Source organism: Actinomyces urogenitalis DSM 15434 (genome assembly GCF_000159035.1).
GTDB classification, from domain to species: Bacteria; Actinomycetota; Actinomycetes; order Actinomycetales; family Actinomycetaceae; genus Actinomyces; species Actinomyces urogenitalis.
This window is the reverse complement of sequence record NZ_DS999599.1, coordinates 1-960: the sequence shown is the minus strand read 5'-3', so window position 1 is coordinate 960 and position 960 is coordinate 1. Positions and strand designations below refer to the sequence as shown.

Sequence of the window (960 nt, the reverse complement as noted above, 5' to 3'; positions counted from 1 at the left end):
CGGCCTGGCCGGCCTGCGTCAGCGGGTCGAGGCGGCCGGCGGCCTGCTCCAGGTCACCGGCCCGGGGCTGGCCGGCGGCACAGGTGAAGGAACCACGGTGGAGGTCACGCTATGACAACGCAACCCGGCCCGATTCAGCTCCTCGTCGCTGACGACCAGGCCCTGGTCCGCGGGGCCTTGGCCACGCTGCTCGGCCTGGAGCGGGACCTGGAGGTGGTGGCGCAGGTCGGCACGGGCCGCCAGACCGTCGAGCGCGTGCGCTCAGGCGGGGTGGACGTGGCGCTGCTGGACATTGAGATGCCCGACGGCGACGGTCTGTGGGCCGCCGAGCAGATCGCGAGGCTGCGCAGCGCCGGCACCACGCCGTGCCGCAGCATCATCGTCACGACCTTCGGGCGCCCGGGCTACCTCTCCCGGGCCATCGAGGTGGGAGCCAGCGGCTTCCTGGTCAAGGACACTCCCCCGGCCGAGCTGGCCGAGGCGGTGCGCAAGGTACACGCGGGCCTGCGGGTGATCGACCCGATGCTCGCCCAGGAGTCGGTGCTCCTGGGACCCAACCCCCTGACCGAGCGGGAGCGCGAGGTCCTGCGGCTGGCCGGCAAGGGCCTGGACGCTCCACATATCGCCGCGCACCTGAGCCTGGGCGAGGGGACCGTGCGCAACTACCTGTCCTCGGCCATCGCGAAGACCGGCTCACGCAACCGGGTCGAGGCAGCCCGCACCGCCGAGTCCAACGGCTGGCTCTAGCGCGAGACGGCGCGAGACCAGGGCGTCCCTCGCCTCAGGCCAGGCCCAAGCGACGTCGCAGGTCCTCAGGCAGGGCGTTCATAGCATCGGTAACCTCGTCACCGGAGGGCTGAGCTGCAGGCTGACCAGCGGTCGGAGCCGCAGGCGCCGCGCCGCCCAGCCCGAAGGAGGAGCCCGCTGCCGGAGCCGCAGGCAGGCTGCCGGCCTCGCCCC

At 73.3% G+C, this 960-nt stretch carries 1 protein-coding gene; it reads left to right on the top strand.

Going from position 1 to position 960, the window contains the following annotated elements; all coding sequences use genetic code 11:
- Nucleotides 1–111: 111 nt before the first annotated feature.
- Nucleotides 112–747 (top strand): response regulator transcription factor, encoded by a 636-nt coding sequence (locus HMPREF0058_RS11435; RefSeq protein ID WP_006549957.1) that lies wholly within the window; start codon nt 112–114, stop codon nt 745–747.
- Nucleotides 748–960: the final 213 nt, after the last annotated feature.

What these genes read in the sequence shown, in the direction of transcription:
- HMPREF0058_RS11435 (WP_006549957.1), top strand. Translation starts at nt 112, where the DNA reads ATGACAACGCAACCCGGCCCGATTCAGCTCCTCGTCGCTGACGACCAG.